The following is a 16,822-nucleotide window of genomic DNA, read 5'->3' as shown; positions in this document are numbered from 1 at the left end:
ATAGGCTGCGGTGACCGCCTGTTGATGTCCGGGCCGGTGACCGGGGAGGTGTTGGGCGATTCTCGACGTGGTTGAGCTGGTCGTCGTGGTGTCCGGTGGGGCCCGGGCCGCCGTCTCGTTCTCCGCCCGCGAGGCCGGGCCCACCGCGGTGATCGCCGACGCGCCGGCCGCCACGGCGCTGGCCCGGACGGTGGCCGGCCTGGCCCAGCCGCTCTCCGGGCGGGTCCTGGTCGGCGACCGCGACGTCACCGAGCTGCCGCCCGGCCGCCGGCAGATCGGGTACGTACCCCGCGGCGGAGCTCTCCTGCCGCATCTCACCGTCCGGCAGAACATCGAGTATCTGGTCTGGCGGCAGGAGTCGGTGCGCGAGATCGTCCGTGGCTGGGCGTCCACTTTGATCTACCAGCTCGAGCTCGGACCGGTGCTGGAGCAGCGGCCGCACGAGATCACCGCCCAGCAGCGGATGCGCGGCGCCCTGGCCCGGGCGGTGGTCTCGATGCCCGAGGCGCTGGTCCTCGAACGGCCCGATCCCGCCGTCTGCGGCCCGCTGGACGACCTGCTGGCCCGGATCGAGTCGCCGGTCTCCGCCGCCCCGGCCACGGTGGTCTTCGGTGATCGGCAGGCCGCTCCCGACAGCGCCCGGACCGTGGCGGTGACGCCGTGACCAGCCGGCGCACTGTCCTGGGGGGAGCACTCGGCGCCGTCGTCGCCGGGGCCACCGGCTGCGGCCGGTCCCCGCGACCGGTGCAGGTCGCCGTGGTCTGGAGCGGCGGGGAACTGGTCCGGTTCCGCGAGGTCGTCCGGCAGTATCCGCAGCCGGTCGACGTGATCAGCACCCGCAACGACATCGACGCCTTCCTCAGCGCCCGCTACCGGGCCGGCAACCAGCCCGACGTGGCGATCGTGCCGCAGATCAGCCTGATCGCCGACTACGCCCGCCGGGGCTGGCTGCAACCGGTGCCGCGGCAGGTGACGGAGCGCTTCGCCGACCAGTGGCGGGCCATGGTCACCGTGGACGGCCGGCAGTACGGCGCCTGGGTGAAGGCCGCCCACAAGTCGCTGGTCTGGTACCACCCCGGCCGCATGCCCGCGCCGCCCGCCACCTGGGCCGGGTTCGTGTCGCTGGTCCGCGACCTCGCCGCCGCCGGCCGGCCCGCACCGCTGGCCCTCGGTGCGGCGGACGGCTGGGTCCTCACCGACTGGCTGGAGAATCTGCTCATCGGCTTCGCCGCGGACGGCGAATACCAGGGCCTCGTGGACGGCACCGTGCCCTGGGACGGCCCGCTGGTGCGCACCGCGCTCACCCAGCTCGCCACCGTCTGGTCGGTCCCCGGCGCGTTCCCGGACGGGATCGGCCGCGCCCTGATCACCCAGAACGAGGAGTCGGTCATCCAGGTGGCCGAGGGCCGCGCCGCGATGATGGTCGAGGGTGATTTCGTCGCCGCCGTCGCGGACAGGTTCCGCCCGGCCGGGGCGCCGGCCCTGTCAGCCGCCCGGTTCCCGGCCGGGCCCCGCGCGTTACCGCTGCTGGTGGCCGGGGACGCGGCGATGGTGTTCGCCGGATCGCGCGCCGGTGGTGAGCTGGTGGAGTGGCTGACGCGGCGGGATTCGTTCCGGCCGTGGATCTCCGCCGGCGGCTACCTGTCGCCGAACACCCTGATCCTGCCGGACGCGTACGGGCCGGCGGCGGCCCGGGCGGCCGAGCTGCGCGATCCCGCGGGTGCGCTCCAGTTCGACCTGTCCGATCAGCTGCGCGGCTCGCTCGGCGGCCCGGACGGGCTGGGCAGCTGGAAGATCCTGCAGGACTTCCTCACCGAGGTGACCCGGCCCGACGCCGTCGACCGGGCCTGCCGGAGCCTGGTCCGGGCGGCCGCGCAGGCCCGCAGGGAGACCGGCTCGTGACGGAGTCGGCGCGCACCCGGACGGCCGCGCCCCGGCTGCTCGGCGAGACGGTGGTCATCGACGACGTCGGTCCGGGCCGGCGCAGCCGGGCGTACCCGAGCGGCGGATTCGCGTCGATGCTGCTCACCCCGATCGCCCTGCTGCTGGGCGGCATCCTGCTCTGGCCGGTCGCCCGTACGGTGCAGGCGAGCCTGACCGGGCCGGACGGCCAGTGGGTCGGCCTGGAGAACTTCCGCACCGCCCTGGCCGCGGAGGGCACCTGGGAGGTGCTGGGCCGTACGGTGCTGTGGGCCGCGGTGGTCCCGGTCGTGGTGATCACCCTGGGCTGTCTGCTGGCCGCGTCGCGCCGCACCGGCACGCTGCTGCTGCTCGCGCCGATGGCGTTGCCGCTGGTCGTGACCGGGGTGATGTTCCGGCTGTTCTACGACCCCGATCCGGCCCGGGGCGCCGGCACCGCGGTGCTGACCTCGGTGGCCGGCCTGTTCGGGGTGCCCGCCGACGAGGCGCCGTCCTGGCTGGGCTCCGGCCTGATCACGGTCGCGCTGATGTCGGCGTTCGTGTGGGCCTGGATCGGCCTGCCCGTGGTGGTGTTCCGGGCGGCGCTGGACGCGCTGCCGGCCGACCTCTCCGACGCGGTCCGGGCCGGTGGCGGCGGACGGCTCGATGTCTTCCGCGACGCGCTGTGGCGGCCGCTGCTGCGGCGCACCGCGGCCATCGTGTTCGCGCTGGTGGCACTGGGCACCGCCCGGGCGTTCGACCTGATCCTGGTGATGGCGCCGGGCTCCAGCCTGGACGAGGCGGCCAATCTCGCGGTCCGGGTGTGGCAGACCTCGGGCAGCTCCACCACCGGACCGGCCGCCGCCCTCAACACGTTGTGGCTGGTCGCGCTGGGCATCGGCGTCGTGGCCGCGGCGATCGGCGGGCGGCAGGCGTGGCCACCGCCCACGCTGGAGGACGCGCCCGTGCGTACGGTGGCCGAAGGCACCCGGTCGCCGGTCCGCCGCGCCCTGCCCGTCCTGATCGCCCTGCTCTGGGCTGTGCCGGTGCTCGCCCTGGTGGCCACCTCGCTGCACTCACCGCGCGAAGCCGCCACCCGGGGCTGGTCCGCCGCGTCGCTGCGGCTCAGCTCGTACGTCGACGTCCTCACCCAGCAGGAGGTCATCCGCTCGTTCGCCTTCACCGCCCTGCTCGCCGTGTCGGTGACCGTGCTGGTGATCATCGTGGCCCTGCCGGCCGGGTACGCCCTGGCCCGGCTGCGCCCACCCGGCACGTCTGCCGCCGGGGCCCTGCTGGTCGCCGCGTCGGCGGTGCCGGTGCAGGTGGTGGCCGGTCCCATCAACGAGGTGCTGGAACGCGTGGGGCTGGCCGGCACCGGCGTCGGCCTGGGTCTGGTGCACGTGGCCCTCGGTGCGCCGTTCGCCGTCCTGGTGCTGCGCAACGCGCTGGCCGACGTGCCCGGCGCCCGGATCCGGGCGGCCCGCACCGCCGGCCGGCGCGAGTGGGGCGTGCTGTGGCGTACGGTGCCCGCCGCGGTGCCGGCCATCATCGCGGTGGCCGTGCTGGAGTTCGTCCAGGTGTGGAACGACTTCGTGGTCGGGCTGCTGTTCGGCGGCTCGGGCACGCCGCTCGGGCTGATGCTGTTCGGCCAGACCCGGCAGTTCGTCTCCAACAGCGGCACCCTGGCCGCGTTCGCGCTGCTCGCCTCGGTGCCGCCGCTGGTGGTCATCGTGCTCGCCCGCCGTCAGGTGATCGCCGGCCTGGTGTCCGGGGCGGTGCGATGAGCCCGCGGACCGATGCGCCCCGGCCCTGGCAGTGGGTGCTGACCCTGTCCATCGCCGTCGGCTCGGTGGTGGGCGGCATCGCCAGCAACATCCTGGCCGACATGATCGACCCCAACCTGGGCGCGATCACCTGGATCATCGCCGGGGGCGGGGTCCTGATCGCCGGGGTGCTGGCCACGCTCGAGGTGCGCAGCCGCCGTGCGCTGCAGGCCGACGCTGCGGTCGAGCCGGCTCCCGCGGTGCCGGTCCAGGAGGCCGGGGTGCCCACCGACCTGCCCGACACCACCGGCTTCGTGGGCCGCCGCACGGTGGTGGACTGGCTGGCCGGGACCATCCGCGCCGAGCATGCCGTGGCGCTGCTGGGCCGGCGGGCCGTCGGCACGTCCGCCTGTGTCGTCCAGGCGGCCAACGCGGTCCGCAGCCATTACCCCGACGGGCAGCTCTACCTGGACCTCCGCAAGGTCGACCGGCGCGGCCCGGCCCGGGCGTCGCGGCCCCGGGAGGTCGTCGACGCGCTGTGCCGCAAGGTCGGCATCGACGAGATCACCCTGGGCCAGGCCGCCGACCTCGACGCGGCCGCCACGCTGCTGCGCGCCGCGCTCGGCGACCGCAAGATCCTGCTGGTGCTGGACAACGTCGACTCGCCGGAGCAGGTGAAACCGCTGCTGCCCCCGGCCCGGCGCTGCCGCCTGCTGATCGCCGGCAGTCCCACCCTGAACGGGCTCGAGGGCGTCCGGGTCCGGCGGCTGGCCGAGCCGTCCGCCGACGACGCGGTGGAGCTGTTCGTGGCGGCCGCCCGCGACGCCGGGTCCGTACGCCGCGGCCTGCCGGCCGAGCCGAGCGTACGGCACATCGTGGAGCTGGCCGGCCGGCAGCCGCACGCGGTCCGGGTGCTCGGCTCGTGGCTGGCCGCCCAGGGCTGGTCGCCGCAGGATCTGCTGACCGCCCTGCGGCACGGGCTGGACCACAGCCGCGCCGACGCCACGCTGACGTTGCTGGCCAGCCGGGACCGGGCGTACGCCGGGCTCGCCGCCGACACCCGGCGCCTGGTCCGGCTGCTCGCGCTCGTGCCCCAGCCGGTCAGCCGCAACGCCGTGGCCGCGCTGGCCGGCACCAACCGCGGGCACACCGACCGGATGCTCGACCAGGCGGCCGACGGCGCCTTCGTCACGGTGACCCCGGACGGCCGCTACCGGCTGCGGCCCCTGCTCGTTCCGTACGCCCGGGTGCATCTGCTGTGCGACGAGCCCCCGCGGCGGCGGGTGGCCGCGCAGGCCCGGCTGGTGCGGTATCTGGCCCGGCAGGCCGAGCGCTACGCCGACTCCGTGTCGCCCGACGAGCCGCCCGGCACCGAGCCCGGCAGCGACTGGTTCGGCCGGCACGAGGCGTTGCTGCGGACGCTGATCTGCGAGCCGTGGGGCCGGCCGGGCGCCCTGCCGGCCAACCCGCCGCGGCGGATGCGCCGCTGGTGGCTGCGGCTCGCGGTCGCCCTGTGCACCTGGTACGCGTCCGCCGGCCGGCTCGACGACTGGGCCGCGGTGTGCCGGGCGGTGCTGGACAGTCCGGTGGCCGGCCACTCGGCCGCGGTCGCGGGCTGGGCGCACAACGAGCTCGGCGCGGTCTACCGGTGGCAGGGCGATCCGCACCGGGCCGCCGTCGAGCTGACCGCGGCGGTGGCGCTGCGGCACCGCCGGGGCGCCGCCCAGTCCCGGACCAACCTGGGGCTCGCCCTCCTTGACCAGGGCGACGTCGACGGCGCGGTGGACCAGCTCCAGCGGGCCCGCCAGCAGCGCTCCCCGAGCGACCGGGCCGGCCAGGCGCTCACCGAGCTGGGCCTGGGCGTGGCGTTCCTGACCCGCGAGGAGCCACGGTTCGCCAGCCGGCACCTGATCCGCGCGGCCAACCAGTTCGAGGCCGTCGGCGACCGGCGCGGGTATGCCGCCGCCCTGACCAATCTCGCGCTGGCCCAGTGGTGGCTCGGCGAACGCCTGGACGCCGCCCAGGCCTGGAGTGCGGCGCTGGAGTGCCACCCGGCCGTCAAGGACCGCCAGGGCCAGGCCGCGGCGCTGCTCAACGCCGGGGCCATCGTGGCCGCCGGGGCCGGCCTCACCGGCGCGGGCGAGCCCGGCAGCCGGCGGCGGGCCACCCAGGCCCAGCAGCTGCTGCAGGAGAGCCTGCGCATCCGCCGGGCCGACGGCCGGCCGACCGGCCGCACGCGCCTCTACCTCGGGGACGTCGCGCGGATCCTCGACGACCCCGACGACGCCCGGCAGCACTGGGAGGCGGCGGCCGAGGCCTGCGAGAAGGCCGGCGACGCGGACGGCGCCGAGGCCGCCCGGGCCCGTCTGTCGGAGAAATCCTGAAGGAATTCCGGCGGCGGTGTCGGATCGCGGCCTGTGGGTTCGTGGTACGGGTGAGAAGCGGCCGCCTGCGAGGGGTGCCCGGAGCGCAGGAGATGATCGTCAGATGCAGTACCTGGTTTCCGTGATCGACGACAAGAGCAATCCCGGCAGCACCGACCGGGAGCCCGCGATCAGCGCGTTCAACGAACGACTGATCGCCGGAGGCCACTGGGTCTTCGCGGGCGGACTGGCCGACACCGACGCGGCCACGGTCATCGACAACCGGGGTGAGCAGGCGGTGTTCAGCGACGGGCCGTTCGTGGAGTCGAAGGAGTACCTGGCCGGCGTCTGGATCTGGGAGGCCCCCGACCTGGACGTGGCGCTGCGGCTGGCCACCGAGGCGTCGGAGGTCTGCGATCGCAAGATCGAGGTACGGCCGTTCCTGTGACCCTGATCGACGCCGGCGAGGCGGTCACCCGGGCCCACCGCGCGGAGTGGGCGCGGGTGGTCGCCGCCCTCACCAGACGGTTCGGTGATCTCGACATCGCCGAGGAGGCGGCGGCCGAGGCGTTCGCGACCGCCGTCGAGCGGTGGCCGGCCGATGGCGTGCCCCCGAATCCCGGCGCCTGGCTGACCACCACCGCCAGCCGCAAGGCCATCGACCGGATCCGGCGCGAGAGCAGGCGAGACGACAAGCACAAGGAGGCCCAGCTGGTGTTCGACGACGAACCGCCGGAGCCTCTCGGTGCCATCGAGGACGAACGGCTCCGGCTGATCTTCACCTGCTGCCACCCGGCGCTCGCGATGGAGACCCGGATGGCGCTCACGCTGCGGATGGTCGGCGGCCTGACCATGCCCGAGATCGCCCGCGCGTTCCTGGTCCAGGAGGCCGCCATGGGGCAGCGGATCACCCGGGCCAAGGCCAAGATCAAGGCGGCCCGGATCCCGTACCGGGTGCCGTCGGCGGAGGATCTCCCGGCCCGCGTGTCCGGCGTGCTCGCGGTCCTGTTCCTGGTCTTCAACGAGGGCTACCTGGCCACCGGGCCCGACACCGATCCCGTACGGCACGACCTGACCGCCGAGGCGATCCGGCTCACCCGGCTGATCCGGGCGTTGCTGCCCGACGACGGTGAGGTGGCCGGGCTGCTGGCGCTGATGCTGCTCACCGAGGCCCGCCGCACCGCCCGGGTCTCGGGGAGCGGCGAGCTGGTGACCCTGGGCGAGCAGGACCGGGGCGCCTGGGACCGGACGCTGATCGCCGAGGGCCACCGGCTGGTCCGCGAGCGCCTGGCCGCAGGAGTGGCCCCCGGCCGCTACCAGATCCTCGCAGCGATCAACGCCGTGCACACCTCGGCCCGCGACGTCCGCGACACCGACTGGTCTCAGATCGTGGCCCTCTACGACCAGCTCATCCGGCTCGACCCGTCACCGATCGTCGCGCTCAACCGGGCCATCGCGGTCGCCGAGCTCGACGGGCCCGAGGTGGCGCTGGCGGCGGTCGACCGCCTGGCCGACAAGCTGGCCGGGTATCACGCCTACCACGCGACCCGCGCCGACCTGCTGCGGCGGCTGGGGCGTGGTCCGGCCGCGCGCGAGGCGTACGGGAAAGCGATCGAGCTCGCGGGCAACACGGCCGAGATCGCCTACCTGACCCGCCGCCGCGACCAGCTCGGACAGCACCGCTGACCTACCGCTGGTCGGCGAGCGTGGCCCGGGCCGCGGGGGACTCCTCGACGCCGGGACGCCCGGTCAGCACGCGGGGACCGGCCTCGGTGATCGCCACCGTGTGCTCCGAGTGCGCCGTACGGGATCCGTCCGCCGACCGGATCGTCCAGCCGTCCTCGTCGGTCCGGATCTTGTCGGTGCTCCGGCAGAACCACGGCTCGATCGCGATGGTCAGGCCGGGCTCCAGCCGCATGCCCCGGCGGGGGCGGCCGCTGTTGGCCACGTGCGGGGCCTCGTGCATGGTGCGCCCGATGCCGTGGCCGCCGAACTCGCCGTTGACGCCGTACCCGTAGCGCCCGGCGACCGCGCCGATCGCGGCCGAGACATCGCCCAGGTGGCCGCCGGGCCGGGCGGCCGCGACCCCGGCGGCGAGCGCGACCTCGGTGGCCTCGATCAGCTTGAGGTCGGCCGGGTCGGGGGTGCCGGCGACGACCGACAGCGCGGAGTCGGCGGCCCAGCCGTCGATGGTGACCGCCATGTCGATGCTGAGCAGGTCGCCGTCGCGCAGCACGTAGTCGTGGGGCAGGCCGTGCAGCACCGCGTCGTTGACCGACAGGCACAGCACGTGACGGAACGGGCCGCGGCCGAACGAGGGCGCGTAGTCCCAGTAGCAGGACTCGGCGCCGCGTTCCTTGATCCGCCGGCGGGCGAGGTGCTCGAGGTCCATCAGGTTGACCCCGACGGCGGTGGCCGCGCCGAGCTCGGCCAGCAACTCGCCGACGAACCGGCCGGTCACGGCCATCTGTTCCACCTCTGCGGGGGATTTGAGCTCGATCACGACAGCCTCCCTCTCCGATTGCGGTATTTTTATACCACGCTCGGCCGGGGGCGCCCCGGGGGACTATCCTGCTGGCATGGTTCGCCAACCGCTCACCGCCGAACAGATCGCCGCCGGCCGGCGACTGGGCGCCGCCCTCCGGGCCGCGCGAACGGGCCGCAGCCTCGCCGAGGTGGCCCTGGCGGCCGGCATCTCACCCGAGACGCTGCGCAAGATCGAGGTGGGCCGGCTCCCGGCGCCGGCGTTCGGCACGGTGGTCAGCCTGAGCGAGGTCCTCGACATCCCGCTGAGCGAGCTGGCCGAGGTGTGGCTGGCCGGCACACCCGTCAGCCAGGCGTCCTGACCCGGACGGCGGCCCCGGGGTGACCGAGGATCTGCGGGACGCGACGGCCGTCTTCCAGGAGGTGCGGCCACGGCTGTTCGGCATCGCGTACAGGATGCTCAGCAGTGCCACCGAGGCCGAGGATCTCGTGCAGGACGTCTGGCTGCGCTGGCAGACGACCGACCGCAGCGTGGTCGTCAACCCGGGCGCGTTCCTCGCCACGACCGCCACCCGGCTGGCCATCAACGCCCTGCAGTCGGCGCGGGTGCGCCGCGAGACCTACGTCGGGCCGTGGCTGCCCGAGCCCGTCGACACCAGCGCGGACCCGTACCTGGGCGCCGAGCGCGGTGAGGCGCTGCAGTTCGCGACCCTGCTGCTGATGGAGAAGCTCACCCCCGGCGAACGCGCGGCCTACGTGCTGCGCGAGGCCTTCGACTACCCGTACGCGCAGATCGCCGACATTCTCCGGTCGACCGAGTCCGCGGTGCGCCAACTCGTCAGCCGCGCCCGTAAGCACGTGACCGCCGAGCGCCGTACGCCGGTGAGCGCGGACGCGCAGAAAGAGCTCCTGGCGACGTTCATCGCGGCAGCCCGGTCCGGGGACCTGAGCGCGCTGGAGAAGCTCTTCGCGGCCGACGTCACCAGCGTGTCCGACGGCAACGGGGCGTACCGGGTCGCCCGCCAGCCAGTGGTGGGCGCGGCGCGGGTGACGAAGTTCCTCGCGGCGATCTCGACGTGGTTCTGGGACGACATCGACGTGCGGTGGGCGACCACGAACGGGCAGCCCGCCGCGGTGTTCCGCCGCGATGGTGCCGTCTACGGCCTGCTCACCATCAGCGCCTCGGCCGACGGCATCGACCAGCTGCTGTGGATGGTCAACCCCGACAAGATCGCGGCGGTGTCAATGTAGCCACTCGCTGCTCGTGCGGCGAGGCCCGGTCGTCGAGGCGGGCGCTCGACTTTCACGTGGCATCATCGGCGCATGACTGTCGGCAAGCGAGGCGGACGCTCACAGGCTCTCCTCGCGACCGCGGTCCTTCCGGCGGTCACGGCGCTGACGGTAGCGGTGCTGGCTGTCGCCACCAATGTCGGGACCGAGGTGCTTCCGGCGTGGGACTGGCTGCGGACACCGTGGCTTGTCTGGTCCGCGGTCGGCGTACTGACAGCAGTCGCTGCGACCCTGGCCGTGGCGCAGGCCCACCGCCCGGGCGGCGGGCCACCGTCTGATCCGGCCGCCGAGATCGCGTCCCGGCAGTCGTCGGCGCGCCGCGGTCGGACCGAGGGTATGTCCGTCGGCGAGCTCACCGAGGCGGATGCCTTGGCGTTGGAGGTTCATCGAGCAGTGCTCACCGATGGTGACGAGGACCTTCCCCTACTGCCTCGATACGTCGAACGGCCCTTTGACCATGATGTGCGGGAGAGCCTGCGCCGCTGCCGAGCGCGAGGTGGCGTCATCATGCTGATCGGCGAGTCGTCGACCGGCAAGACCCGCGCATGCTGGGAGGCGATGCGTGCAGTTCTCCCGGATTGGCGGGTGTGGCATCCGCTCGCACCCGAGCGGCCTGAGGCGCTCGTCTCGGCGATCGAGGCCGGCACCATCGCACCCCGAACGGTGATCTGGCTGAACGAAGCGCAGCTGTACCTCGGCCGGCCGGGCGTCGGCGAGCGAGTGGCTTCGGAACTGCAGCAGTTGATCGGCGCTCAGCCGGGCGGTCCGGTGATCGTCCTGGGGTCCATGTGGCCCAACTTCTGGAATTCCCTCACGGACGCCGAGACGAAGGACCATCCTGCCGCTCGGGCCTTGCTGCAGGGTAGTGCGGTTCCGGTGCCGTCGACGTTCCACGACGCGGACATGCGCCGGCTGCGCCTGGCCGATCCTCCGGACCCGCGGCTGGGACTCGCCGATCGGTCGGCTGACGGGCGGATCACCCAGTTTCTGGCGGGCGCGCCGCAGTTGCTCGATCGGTATCGCAATGCCGGCGAAGTCGCCCGGGCCGTGTTGTGGGCAGCGGTGGATCTGCAGCGGCTGACCGGTACCGTCCACTTGCCCGCCGCCTTTCTCCGCGCTGCCGCCTCCGGTTATCTGACTGCTTCCGCCTGGGACCAGACAGCCGACGACTGGTTCGAAACCGCGACCGACGAGCTCTGCCGACCTGCTCGCGGCGTGCCGGGCCCGCTGACAGCTCGGAAACCGGCACCGGGCGGCGCCGGCGCGCCCACACCCGCCTATCGGCTCGCCGACGTCCTGGCGGAGGCCGGCCGCTCCGAGCGCTCGCGTCGGTGTCCACCCGGCACCTTCTGGAAAGCGGCAGCGGAGTCGCTGAACGACGCCGATCAGTTGCTGCAACTCGCTCGCGCGGCGACCGTTCGAGGCAGATACCACCGTGCCTATCAACTGTCAGCAGCAGCAGCCTGGCGCGGCAGTACAGCCGCACTCGAGGCCATGGCATGGATGCGTCTGATCTCGGGGGACGCCGCAACAGCACGCAGGCTGGGTACCAAGGCAGTCGCCCGCGGCGATTCAGGAGCTCGGATCGTCCTTGCCCTGGCCTGCGACGCCGCCGGCGACGAGCACGCCGCAGCCGAGGTGGCACGGCAGGCAATACGCGACGCCGACGATCCGGCCGCGCTGCTCGCCCTGGCGCGTAGGCGCCGTGATCGGGGACTGGCCGAGCAGGCAGCGGCTCTACTGCTCGACCTTCCGCCGGGATCTGCCGGCATGGCGGTGTCGAGGGTCATCGAGTCGATGCGGCGGAGTGGATCGTTTCCGCCGGGCAGCGAGTTCGTGGTCAATGTGAGGTACGGCGACCAAGCAGCTCCGTACTCCGCTCCGAACGGTCCGCGGATCGCCCGGGCCATGGACCCACCGCAGCGGGACGGGTCGGGTCCGGAGGCTTCGGCACCGACCGCCACCGACTCATCCGCCACAGATCCCCTCGATCGGGACACGGTGTATGACCTGGTCCGCCGTCGTGATCATGCGCGAGTGGACGAACTGATGGAGCGAATGGGTCGAATGGATGTGGCGGTGGGCTGGTGGTACCAGCAGATGGGTGATCTGGACAGGGCCCGCCGTTGGTTCGTCACGGCGATCGATCGGGGTGAGCAGAACGCCATGCCGGCCCTCATCCATCTCATCCGCAGCCGAGGCGAGCACCAGCAGGCCCGTCAGCTCGAGGTCTTCGGGCTCGACGACGAGGGTCGCGTCTCGCGGTCCTGGTGAGAATGTGCGGACACCGCCGGGACATCCGCATCGCGGACGGCGGCGCGACGACCTCGGCGGACGTGGACGCCGGTCTGATCGACGAGTCCTCCGTCGCGTTGTCGCGCCGCCACCGCGACGCCGGGATCAGCGGGCCAGCCACTCCCGGTACGACGTCTTGGCGATCACGGCGTCCTGCCGGGCGATCAGCGCGTCACCCGGGGCGGCGGCGAACATGCCGGCGCTGCTGTCGGTGACCACCTTGCGCTGGTCTCCGTGGGCGGCGAGGGTGATCCGGCCCAGTTCGTCGAGGGCGAAGACCTCGGGACCGGCGACGTTGCGGGTGCCGTTCAGCGGCGAGCCGACGGCCACCTCCGCCACGGCCCGGGCGACCTCGGCCGCGGCCATGGGCTGCACGGGCGTGGCCGGCAGCCGGACCGTGTGCTCGTCGGAGGTCCAGGACAGCACCGCGTCGATGAACTCGAAGAACTGCGTGGCCCGGACGATCGAGTACGGCACCGGGCCGGCCTTGAGGATGTCCTCCTGCAGCACCTTCGCGCGGTAGTAGGCCAGGTCCGGCACCTGCTCGGCGCCCACGATGGACAGGATGACCGCGTGGCCGACCCCGGCGCGCCGGGCCGCGGCGAGCAGGTTGTCCATGGTCGTGCGGAAGAAGGCGGGGGAGGCGTCGTCGAAGGTCGGCGAGTTCGTCAGGTTGACGACGACGTCGGCCCCTCGCAGCGCCTCGTCCAGGCCCTTCCCGCTGAGCAGGTCGAGGCCGGTGGACGGCGAGTGCGGCACCGCCTCGTGCCCGCCCGCGTTCAGCATCCGGACCACCTGCGAGCCGATGAGCCCGGTGCCACCGATGACGGCGATCTTCATGTGCGTGACCTTCCTGGTCGAGAGTTCGTTCACCTGCTCAGACCGGACAGCCCCCGCCGTTGTGACAGCCCCGCGGAGATTAGTGCCGGGGCGGCCCGGGCATGGTGGGGTGATGACGACAAGATCTGCGGGCCCGGCCGGCGGAGAACAGAGCCTGCTCGTGCTCGGCGCCAGCGGCGACCTGACGGCCCGGCTGCTGCTGCCCGGACTGGGCGGGCTGCTCACCGCGGTTCCCGGCCGGCCCCTGTTCCTGCTGGGCAGCGGCATGGACGACTGGGACGAGGAGCGCTGGCGCAAGCGCGTCGATGACTCCTTCTCCTCGGTGTCCGCGACCGGCCCCCAGGTGACCGCCACGGTCGAGGGCACGCGCTACCTGCGGGCCGACGTCACCAAGGCGGAGGACCTGCGCCGGTTGCTCGACGCCTGCCGCGGGCCGATCGTGATCTTCTTCGCCCTGCCGCCGGCCGTCACGGCGAAGGCCTGCCAGGCCCTGAGCGGCCTCGACCTGCCGGCCGGCACCCGGCTGGTGCTGGAGAAGCCCTTCGGCACCGACACCGCCGGCGCCGAGCGGCTCAACCAGCTGCTGGCCACGCTGGTGCCCGAGGAGCAGATCCACCGGGTCGACCACTTCCTGGGCAAGTCCACGGTGCTCAACATCCTCGGCCTGCGGTTCGCCAACCGGCTGTTCGAACCCGTGCTGAACGCCGAGCACGTCGCCGGTGTCGACATCATCTTCGACGAGAGTCTCGCCCTGGAGGGCCGGGCCGGCTACTACGACAACGCGGGCGCCCTCGTCGACATGGTGCAGAGTCACCTGCTGCAGGTGCTGGCCCTGCTGGCCATGGACGCGCCGCCCACGATCGACGCCCGCGAGGTGCGTGACCGCAAGGCCCAGGTCCTGCGGGCCACCCGGCTGTGGAGCGACGACGCCCGGACCTGCACCCGTCGCGCCCGGTACACCGCCGGCGAGATCGACGGGCGGCAGTTGCCCGCGTACGCCGACGAGCCGGGCGTCGACCCGGGCCGGAACACCGAGACGCTGGCCGAGGTGGTGCTCACGGTGGACACCTGGCGGTGGGCCGGGGTGCCGTTCCGGCTGCGGTCCGGCAAGGCGATGAGTGCGACGCGCAAGGAAGCGGTCATCACGTTCAAGCAGCCGGCCCGCGTGCCCGGCGGGCTGACCGGCTACGACCGGCCCGACCGGCTGCGGATCGGCTTCGGCCCGGACCGGCTCGCCGTCGACCTCAACATCAACGGCCCCGGCGACCCGTTCGAGATCGATCCGGTCACCCTCGATGCCGACTTCGGGCCGGGAGAGCTGCCCGCGTACGGCGAAGTGCTGCGCGGCGTCCTGGACGACGACCCGCTGCTGTCGGTGCGCGGTGACACCGCCGAGCAGTGCTGGCGGATCGTGGAGCCGGTGCTGACCGCCTGGCGGGACGGGACCGTCCCGCTGCTGGAGTATCCGGCGGGCAGCGACGGCCCGGAGGACTCCCTGCTGGCTCAGGAAGCTCCGGCGCGCTCGGGGGCGTAGCCCGGGGGCTGGTGGGGCGGCGGGAGGAGCGGTTCCAGGACGGCGACGGGACGCTCGACGGCAGCACCGGCGGTGAGCTCGATCGGCTCCCCGTACAGCTTGATCGTCAGGCGGGCGTCGGTGCCGTCGCGCAGGCTCAGCCGTACCGTCGTGGGGCCGGCCTCGACCAGCAGGCGGAGACCGCTGTGCCGCAGCCGGAAACGCAGCCCGGTGATGCCCTCGGGCAGTCGCGGCGCCAGCGCGAGCACGTCGTCGTGCTCGCGCAGGCCGCCGAAGCCCTCGACGATCGCCGACCACGCCCCGGCCAGCGAGGCCAGGTGCAGCCCGTCGCGGGTGTTGGCGTGCAGGTCACGCAGGTCGACCAGGGCGGCCTCCCAGGCGTAGTCGTGGGCCAGCTCCACGTGGCCGACCTCGGCGCACATCACCGCCTGGGTGCACGCCGACAGCGACGAGTCGCGTACGGTGACGCGCTCGTAGTAGTCGACGTTGCGGGCCTTCTGCTCGGCGGTGAAGGCCTCCGGGCACCAGTGCAGCGCCAGCACCAGATCCGCCTGCTTGATCACCTGCCGGCGGTACAGCTGGAAGTACGGCGCGTGCAGCATCAGCGGCTCGCCGGGATGCTCGGGGGCGAAGTCCCAGGGGGCGTAGCGGGTGAAGCCGGCCGACTGCTCGTGCACGCCGAGCCGTTCGTCGTAGGGCACGTGCACCGCCTCGGCGGCCGCCTGCCACGCCCGCGGCTCGTCCGGGCGGACACCGAGCCGCTCGGCGGCCTCGGGCCGGCGGGCGCACGCGGCCGCCGCGGCCCGCAGGTTACGGGCGGCCATCAGGTTGGTGAAGACGTTGTCGTCGGCGACGGCGCTGTACTCGTCCGGGCCGGTGACCCCGTCGACGTGCCAGTGCCCGGCGGCGTCGTGGTGGCCGTGGGAGACCCACAGCCGGGCCGTCTCCACGAGGATCTCCAGGCCGCACTCGGCCTCCAGGGAGTCGTCGCCGGTGACCTGGCGGTAGCGCTCGACGGCCCGGGCGATCACCGCGTTCAGGTGCAGCGCGGCGGTGCCGGCCGGCCAGTACGCCGAGCACTCCTCGCCGTGGATGGTGCGCCACGGGAACGCCGCACCGGCCAGGCCGAGCGTACGGGCGCGCTGCCGGGCCTGGTCGAGGATGCTGTGCCGCCACCGCAGCGCGTCGGCCGTGGCGTGCGGGGCGATGTAGGTCAGTAGCGGCAGGACGTAACCCTCGGTGTCCCAGAAGGCATGCCCGTCGTACCCCGGGCCGGTCAGTCCCTTGGCCCCGATGGCCCGCCGCTCGGCCCGGGCGCCGGCCTGCAGGACGTGGAACAGGCCGAACCGGACCGCCTGCTGCAACACCGGGTCGCCCTCGACCTCGACATCGGCGGCGTCCCAGAAGTCGTCGAGGTACGCGCGCTGCTCGGCGGCGAGACCGTCCCAGCCGGCGTACTGAGCACCGGTCAGCGCCGCGGCCACCTGGTCGCGCAACGCCTGCGGCGACCGCTGGCTGCTCCACGCGTACCCGAGGAACTTGGTGATCCGCAGTCGCTCGCCGGGCCGCAGCACGGTGACCACCGTGGTGCGGGCCCAGTCGTCGCGGACGTCGGTCTCCTCGTCGTACGGGCCCGCCGCGGTGACAGCGTGGTCCATGCCGGCCGCCATCAGCAGGCCGCTGGTGCGGGTGCGGTGCAGCAGCACCGCGCCGTGCTGCTCGGTGTCCTGGGCCACCGCGACCAGCGGGCGGTCCAGCGCGGCGGCGACGCGTGGGTCCTTGGACTTCTGCGGCTGCTCCTCGTTGGCCACCAGCCCCGACTGGACGGTGATCCGCACCTCGTGGCCGACCGCCTCGACCTCGTAGTCGACGGCGGCCACCGCGCGCTGGGTGAACGAGACGAGCCGGGAGCTGCGGATCCGCACCCGCCGCCCGGCCGGTGACTCCCAGTCGACCTCGCGGCGCAGCACACCGGCCCGCAGGTCCAGGACGCGTTCGTGGGCGTGCAGCCGGCCGTGCGCCACGTGGAACGGCTCGTCGTCGACCATCAGCCGGATCAGCTTGCCGTCGGTGACGTTGACGACGGTCTGTCCCTGCTCCGGATAGCCGTAGCCGCCCTCCGGGTACGGCAGCGGCCGCTGCTCGTAGTACGAGTTCAGGTAGGTGCCGGCGATGACGTGCGGCTCGCCCTCGTCCAGGTTGCCGCGCAGCCCGATGTGGCCGTTGGCCAGCGCCAGCACCGACTCGGTCTGGCCGAGCCGGTCCAGCTCCAGGACGGCCTCACGGACCTGCCACGCCTCGACCGGGAACCGGGCCTCGCCGATCATGTCGCCTCCGCTGCTGGTCGGCCGGGT

13 protein-coding genes are annotated in these 16,822 nt (G+C 73.5%); 10 read left to right on the top strand and 3 right to left on the bottom strand.

Features of this window, described 5'->3' with window-relative positions:
- Positions 1-67: 67 nt before the first annotated feature.
- The 6 genes from AB0C12_RS27885 to AB0C12_RS27860 all read left to right on the top strand — a co-directional run bounded on the left by AB0C12_RS27885 (position 68) and on the right by AB0C12_RS27860 (position 7,711).
- On the top strand, positions 68-664 hold the full coding sequence (locus AB0C12_RS27885; RefSeq protein ID WP_360552774.1) for an ATP-binding cassette domain-containing protein: 597 nt from the start codon (positions 68-70) through the stop codon (positions 662-664).
- Positions 661-1,902 (top strand): ABC transporter substrate-binding protein, encoded by a 1,242-nt coding sequence (locus tag AB0C12_RS27880; protein WP_360552773.1) that lies wholly within the window; start codon positions 661-663, stop codon positions 1,900-1,902. The genes AB0C12_RS27885 and AB0C12_RS27880 overlap by 4 nt, the downstream gene beginning before the upstream one ends.
- Positions 1,899-3,683, top strand: coding sequence for an ABC transporter permease subunit (locus AB0C12_RS27875; protein WP_360552772.1), 1,785 nt, complete (start codon positions 1,899-1,901; stop codon positions 3,681-3,683). The genes AB0C12_RS27880 and AB0C12_RS27875 overlap by 4 nt, the downstream gene beginning before the upstream one ends.
- Positions 3,680-6,046 (top strand): tetratricopeptide repeat protein, encoded by a 2,367-nt coding sequence (locus AB0C12_RS27870; protein WP_360552771.1) that lies wholly within the window; start codon positions 3,680-3,682, stop codon positions 6,044-6,046. The genes AB0C12_RS27875 and AB0C12_RS27870 overlap by 4 nt, the downstream gene beginning before the upstream one ends.
- A 103-nt stretch (positions 6,047-6,149) precedes the next feature.
- Positions 6,150-6,473, top strand: coding sequence for a YciI family protein (locus AB0C12_RS27865; protein ID WP_360552770.1), 324 nt, complete (start codon positions 6,150-6,152; stop codon positions 6,471-6,473).
- A gap of 2 nt (positions 6,474-6,475) precedes the next feature.
- Positions 6,476-7,711 (top strand): DUF6596 domain-containing protein, encoded by a 1,236-nt coding sequence (locus AB0C12_RS27860; RefSeq protein ID WP_360552858.1) that lies wholly within the window; start codon positions 6,476-6,478, stop codon positions 7,709-7,711.
- 1 nt (position 7,712) lies between these two features.
- On the opposite strand, the gene map is transcribed toward AB0C12_RS27860, so the two are convergent.
- Complete coding sequence (map, locus tag AB0C12_RS27855) at positions 7,713-8,528, bottom strand: type I methionyl aminopeptidase (protein WP_360552769.1); 816 nt, start codon at positions 8,526-8,528, stop codon at positions 7,713-7,715.
- 76 nt (positions 8,529-8,604) lie between these two features.
- On the opposite strand from map, the gene AB0C12_RS27850 reads away from it, so the two are divergent.
- The 3 genes from AB0C12_RS27850 to AB0C12_RS27840 all read left to right on the top strand — a co-directional run bounded on the left by AB0C12_RS27850 (position 8,605) and on the right by AB0C12_RS27840 (position 12,073).
- A complete protein-coding gene (locus AB0C12_RS27850; RefSeq protein WP_360552768.1) occupies positions 8,605-8,871 on the top strand; it encodes a helix-turn-helix transcriptional regulator in 267 nt (88 codons plus the stop codon).
- Positions 8,872-8,890: 19 nt separating this feature from the next.
- Entirely contained in the window at positions 8,891-9,760 is an 870-nt protein-coding gene (locus tag AB0C12_RS27845) for an RNA polymerase sigma-70 factor (protein ID WP_360552767.1), read from the top strand.
- Between the two features lie 72 nt (positions 9,761-9,832).
- Positions 9,833-12,073 carry a hypothetical protein gene (locus tag AB0C12_RS27840; RefSeq protein WP_360552766.1) on the top strand — a complete coding sequence of 747 codons (2,241 nt, stop codon included), beginning with the start codon at positions 9,833-9,835 and terminating at the stop codon, positions 12,071-12,073.
- A 126-nt stretch (positions 12,074-12,199) separates the two neighbouring features.
- Here the strand turns inward: AB0C12_RS27840 and AB0C12_RS27835 are convergent, their stop codons facing one another.
- Positions 12,200-12,934, bottom strand: a complete 735-nt coding sequence (locus tag AB0C12_RS27835) for an NAD(P)H-binding protein (RefSeq protein ID WP_360552765.1) — start codon at positions 12,932-12,934, stop codon at positions 12,200-12,202.
- 112 nt (positions 12,935-13,046) lie between these two features.
- On the opposite strand from AB0C12_RS27835, the gene AB0C12_RS27830 reads away from it, so the two are divergent.
- A complete protein-coding gene (locus AB0C12_RS27830) occupies positions 13,047-14,468 on the top strand; it encodes a glucose-6-phosphate dehydrogenase (protein WP_360552764.1) in 1,422 nt (473 codons plus the stop codon).
- Here AB0C12_RS27830 and AB0C12_RS27825 read toward each other — a convergent pair.
- Positions 14,438-16,795 carry a glycosyl hydrolase family 65 protein gene (locus tag AB0C12_RS27825; RefSeq protein WP_360552763.1) on the bottom strand — a complete coding sequence of 786 codons (2,358 nt, stop codon included), beginning with the start codon at positions 16,793-16,795 and terminating at the stop codon, positions 14,438-14,440. The genes AB0C12_RS27830 and AB0C12_RS27825 overlap by 31 nt on opposite strands.
- Between the last annotated feature and the right edge of the window lie 27 nt (positions 16,796-16,822).

The organism is Actinoplanes sp. NPDC048967, from assembly GCF_040649415.1.
GTDB lineage: Bacteria > Actinomycetota > Actinomycetes > Mycobacteriales > Micromonosporaceae > Actinoplanes.
The sequence above is the reverse complement of the archived record's forward strand: the minus strand, read 5'-3'. Positions and strand labels throughout refer to the sequence as shown.

Excerpts from the sequence above, each read along its gene's own strand:
- AB0C12_RS27870 (WP_360552771.1), top strand. The coding sequence starts at position 3,680 with ATGAGCCCGCGGACCGATGCGCCCCGGCCCTGGCAGTGGGTGCTGACC.
- AB0C12_RS27865 (WP_360552770.1), top strand. The coding sequence starts at position 6,150 with ATGCAGTACCTGGTTTCCGTGATCGACGACAAGAGCAATCCCGGCAGC.
- AB0C12_RS27850 (WP_360552768.1), top strand. The coding sequence starts at position 8,605 with ATGGTTCGCCAACCGCTCACCGCCGAACAGATCGCCGCCGGCCGGCGA.
- AB0C12_RS27840 (WP_360552766.1), top strand. The coding sequence starts at position 9,833 with ATGACTGTCGGCAAGCGAGGCGGACGCTCACAGGCTCTCCTCGCGACC.
- AB0C12_RS27835 (WP_360552765.1), bottom strand. The coding sequence starts at position 12,934 with ATGAAGATCGCCGTCATCGGTGGCACCGGGCTCATCGGCTCGCAGGTG.
- AB0C12_RS27830 (WP_360552764.1), top strand. The coding sequence starts at position 13,047 with ATGACGACAAGATCTGCGGGCCCGGCCGGCGGAGAACAGAGCCTGCTC.
- AB0C12_RS27825 (WP_360552763.1), bottom strand. The coding sequence starts at position 16,795 with ATGATCGGCGAGGCCCGGTTCCCGGTCGAGGCGTGGCAGGTCCGTGAG.